Genomic DNA, 4531 nt, shown 5'->3' with positions numbered 1-4531 from the left:
TGCGCCGGGCGTTGTCGATCATCTCGGTGCTGCTGAGCAGCCCGACGTCCGGCCGCCCGATCAGCGACGCGGTGGTGCCGAACCCCGTCATGTAGACGACGTCGAACCCGGCCTGCTCCACCAGCCGGGCCGACAGCGCGTCGTAGGCACCGGGGGCGACGAGCGGGGCGTCGGCCGCGAGCAGCTCGCGCAGCCGGGCCCGCGGCGCGGTCGGCCCCGACAGCAGCTCTCCCACAAGCTTCCTTCCCGCCGTTTGCATGCAAGTGCTCGAAAAGTACCGCCGCGGTCGGCGGAACAACTTTCCCCATATTGCACACGATCCCGACAGGAGGTCGGTGTGACGCGAGCTCCGGAACGAGGCGGTCGGCGCGATGCGGGAGCTTGGTGCCCACCACGTCCTCGGCATACAGCTCCGCCGCTCGCTCCCACTCCCGGTCGTCCAGGCGCGAGGCCAGTTCGGAACACATCGGGGGGTCGGGCAGCGGTGTGCTGGTGAGCGCGTCGGCGACCCGCTGCCGACCTGGCCCGCCGGCTGCGCGCGGTCGGCTCGGGCCGGTGGGAGCTGGGCACACCCGACGTCGCCGCTTCTCCCGGTTGATCATGATCATGTCCGTTTCGGTGCTTCAGAGGGCGGCACCGACCGCCCAGCCTGCTGTGGCGGCGGTGATGCCGGCGAGGACGCTGGCCACGACGTTGAGCGCCCCGGTCAGGCGGTGCCCACTTTCGATCAGTCCGACGGTTTCGTAGCTGAAGGTGCTGTAGGTCGTCAGGGCCCCGCAGAACCCGGTGCCGGCCAGCGCGGCGACCGCCGGCCCGGCGGAGGCGGTGACCAGGCCGAGAATGAACGAGCCGAGCACGTTGACCGCGAAGGTGCCCCATGGGAACCGGCTCGGGAACCACCGCTTCAGCGCGCGATCGGTCAGGAACCGCATCGGCGCGCCGACCGCCGCGCCGACCGCCACGAACAGGACGTTCATCACTGTGGCTCCTGCCCGTCCGACGTATCCGGGGCGGTCATACCGGCGCGGGGCCGGGCGGTGCCGCTGCGCATGACGCGGACGCGCGTGGCGATCGCGCGGGTGGCCGCGGCACCCGCCGCGCCGGCGAGGACCGCGATCACCGGGGTGCCGGCGAGGTAGCCGAGCGCGAGCGGCGCGCGGCCGGCCCTGACCAGGTTCACGATCTCGACGGTGTAGGTGGAGAAGGTGGTGTAGCCGCCGAGGAACCCGACCCCCAACAGGGGCCGCGCCAACGGGTGCGCGTCGACGAGCTCGGTGATCACCACCATCAGCACCCCGATCAGCACACATCCCGTGGTGTTGATCAGCAGGGTCGACCACGGCCACTGCGTGGGCCCGTGCGGCAGCGCCAACCCGAGCGCGTACCGCGCCTCGGCCCCCACCAGCCCCCCCACCGCGACCACCGCGACCACGGTGCTCAACCGTGGCTCACGCCACCGTGGGCACGGCTCGGCGGGCTCGAGCCCCGGTTCGGTACCGGACGGCTCGGGTTCCGGCTGGGATCCGGGGCGCTCGCCGGACGACGACGAATGCGGGAATGGCACAGCTCCGTCACCTCCCGCTCCCGCAGACGCAGCGGATCTGACGTCGCGGGCCCCCGCTCGCGGCCTCCGCACTGGACCCCGCCATGATCATCTCCGCCGCGCGGCGGAGCCGTACTGCCAGGGCACCCAGCAGGTCAACAGCACGATGACGCCGAGGGTGATCGCCGTCGGCGCCGACAGCAGGGCCCCGCCGATCACCAGCAGCAGCCCCAGAACGAACAGCACCTGGCCGATCACCACGCCGAGAGGTGACGATGAGCCTGCCGCCCGAGTGGCGGGCCGCGGCGGTCGTACAGGTTGCGAGAGCTGCGCGGCCAGCTCGGGGTTCTCCTGTGCGAGCTGCTGGCCCAGAGCAGCCAGCTGGCGGCGCTGCCGTCGCGTCATCCTCATTTTCGGGCCCTCCCATCGCGAGCCGAACGGACGAGGCAGTCGCTCCGGGGAGCAGGACCGGGGGGTGCGGGCGCGGACATGGCGGGGCAGCAGCCCACGGCGCGCGGGCCGGGGCCGGGTCCTGTCCGCGCTCGACCGGTGGGTGGAGCCGGCCCGGCCGCAGGCGCCCGGTCCCTCACCGGCCTCTGAACCGCGCAGCGGGGTACGGGGCAACGGGCGGGAAAGCTGTCGGTTCACCGTTCCCGCCCGTCGCCGCAGCCGTCAGAAACTGGACTTGGGCACGCCCTGGCCGGGGTCGATCTGGTGCGGACCGGCCTTGCCGGGGCGGACGTCGAAGTCGAAGATCGCGGTCGGGATGTAGACCGTGGAGCAGGAGTTCGGGATGTCCACCACGCCCGAGAGGCGACCTTCGATCGGTGCCGCCCCGAGGATCATGTAGGCCTGTTCCGGGGTGTAGCCGAACTTGGCCAGGTAGTCGATGGCGTGCAGGCAGGCCCGCTGGTAGGAGAGCTGGGCGTCGAGGTAGTGCTGCTTGCCCTCCAGGGTCACCGACGTGCCGGAGAAGGCCAGCCATTCGCTGTACTGCGGAGGTGTGTTGCCCGGCATGAAGATCGCGTTCTCGGAGACGCCGTAGGTCTGCATCCCACCCTTGATCAGGTCGACGCCGAGATCGATGAACCCGCCCATCTCGATCGCCCCGCAGAACGTGATCTCGCCGTCGCCCTGGGAGAAGTGCAGGTCACCCATCGACAGCTTCGCGCCGTCGACGAAGACCGGGTAGAACACCCGGGTCCCCTTCGTGAAGTTCTTGATGTCCTGGTTTCCGCCGTTCTCCCGGGGCGGGGCGGTGCGCGCGGCCTCCCGGGCGACCCGGTCGAACTCGTCCCCGGACAGGTTGCCCAGGACGGCAGAGTCGGGCAGCGGCGGCAGGGCCAGCGGCGGCACGCGCTCCGGGTCGGTGTCGATGAGCTCCTGCTCGCGCGCGTTCCACTTCGCCAGCAGCTCCGCCGAGGGAGCGGTGCCCATCAGCCCGGGGTGGACGATGCCGGTGAACGACACCCCGGGGATGTGGCGCGAGGTCGCCACACCGCCGCGGAAGTCCCAGATCACCTTGTAGGCGTCGGGGAACTGGTCGGTGAGGAACCCGCCCCCGTTCTGCTTGGCGAAGATGCCGGTGTAGCCCCAGCCCTGCCCGGCCAGCGGCCCGGAGTCCTCCTGGGGGACCGGACCGACGTCGAGGATGTCGACCATCAGCAGGTCCCCGGGCTGTGCGCCCTGTACCTCGAGGGGCCCGCTGAGCACGTGCACGCTGGGCAACGGGGCGTTCAGCACGTCCTCGGCCGAGTCGTCGTTGTGGATCGCGCCGTCGAACCACTCCCGGCACTCCACCCGGAACGCGTCCCCCGGCTTGACCTGCACCTGCGTCGGGATGTCCGGGTGCCACCGGTTGTGGCCGACGATCCGCTGTTCGGTGAACTTCTTGGTGTTGTCGAGCGGGAACACGACTTCGGGCATCGATCCTCTCCCTACTTTTCGAGTACGCCGTGGTGCGGATAACCGGCCCGTTCCACTTGTTTTCGTCGGCCGGCCTCGCCGCGCATGTGCCGGGCCGGCTGAAGCTGCACTCGGGTGAGCTGCGCTCCGGCCGTAGTCCGGCTACCTCTCCTCGGGTTCCAATCCGCTGCTTCCGGCGGAGACCCGTTCGCCGCTCGGGCCTGGTGCCGCCGGGACCTTGCCCGGCCGCTCGCGGACGTAGAGGACACCGAAGACAACGATCCCGAAGGCTGCGAGAGCGAGTGCCAACTGGTTCTTGTATCCGTTGTAGAGCCCGGTCAGCAGCAGGAACGCGGGCGCCCAGCCGGTCACCCAACCCTGGATGGCGCACACCGCTCCGGTGTACCTCGTCAGACGTTCCCGCTTCAGCCCCAGGACGAGGAAGAACAGCGCCCACAGGAACGCCCAGTACAGCCAGATGACACCGAACGCGGGATCCCCGAAGCGTGTGAAATTGAGGTAGGAGTAGACCAGAGCCGACAGGACGACGAAGAAGCAGAAGTAGCCGAGCCCTGTTCCGTCCAAATTGAACGTAAGGTTGAGCCCCACATACAGGTAGGTGAAGGAGAACAGGTACAGCCCAGCCGCCATGAGAATGGTATCCGCATTGCCATTTGCCGTGAATATCAAATATGTGGGTGTGATGATCTGCAGCGCGCCGACGAAGAAGTTCATCGGCGCAGCGGATCTCGGCTCGACCCACCCCAGGAGCATGGCCCCGTTGATGAACAGCACGGCACCAACGAATAACAGTCCGACGGCTCCCATGATGAAGACCCCTCCTTGCCCACACCCCGCAGGCGGCGAGCGGCACACCCACGGCAGCGACCGGCATCTACTGATAGCACAGCGGCTACGTCGAGTCGCGCCCCCAGCGCACGCCCTTCACCGGTCAGGGCCAGACGCCGAGTGACCACCTGCAAGTGTCCACCGATAGGGAACTGGAAACAATAGCCAAGGCCCTTTGAAATCTCCGGCTGAGACCGAAGATCAAACGAATTTTGTACGAATTCTCCTGGCGGC

The 4531-nt window shown here is 69.0% G+C and carries 6 protein-coding genes; all 6 read right to left on the bottom strand.

All coding sequences use genetic code 11. The annotated features are described in order from the left end of the window. On the bottom strand, positions 1–235 hold a 235-nt coding region (locus JWR81_RS17530; protein ID WP_297653422.1), incomplete at its 3' end, for an isocitrate lyase/phosphoenolpyruvate mutase family protein. Between the two features lie 388 nt (positions 236–623). Next, a complete protein-coding gene (crcB, locus tag JWR81_RS17525) occupies positions 624–977 on the bottom strand; it encodes a fluoride efflux transporter CrcB (RefSeq protein ID WP_297653420.1) in 354 nt (117 codons plus the stop codon). After that, entirely contained in the window at positions 977–1432 is a 456-nt protein-coding gene (locus tag JWR81_RS17520) for a CrcB family protein (RefSeq protein ID WP_297653425.1), read from the bottom strand. The genes crcB and JWR81_RS17520 overlap by 1 nt, the downstream gene beginning before the upstream one ends. A gap of 219 nt (positions 1433–1651) precedes the next feature. Continuing rightward, positions 1652–1948 (bottom strand): DUF3040 domain-containing protein, encoded by a 297-nt coding sequence (locus tag JWR81_RS17515; RefSeq protein WP_297653417.1) that lies wholly within the window; start codon positions 1946–1948, stop codon positions 1652–1654. A 267-nt stretch (positions 1949–2215) separates the two neighbouring features. Beyond that, positions 2216–3469 carry a formamidase gene (gene fmdA / locus JWR81_RS17510; RefSeq protein ID WP_297653415.1) on the bottom strand — a complete coding sequence of 418 codons (1254 nt, stop codon included), beginning with the start codon at positions 3467–3469 and terminating at the stop codon, positions 2216–2218. A gap of 141 nt (positions 3470–3610) precedes the next feature. Next, positions 3611–4276, bottom strand: a complete 666-nt coding sequence (locus tag JWR81_RS17505; protein ID WP_297653412.1) for an AmiS/UreI family transporter — start codon at positions 4274–4276, stop codon at positions 3611–3613. Positions 4277–4531 lie beyond the last annotated feature (255 nt).

The sequence above is a fragment of the Pseudonocardia sp. genome (assembly GCF_025965585.1).
Lineage (GTDB): Bacteria > Actinomycetota > Actinomycetes > Mycobacteriales > Pseudonocardiaceae > Pseudonocardia.
The sequence above is the reverse complement of the archived record's forward strand: the minus strand, read 5'-3'. Positions and strand labels throughout refer to the sequence as shown.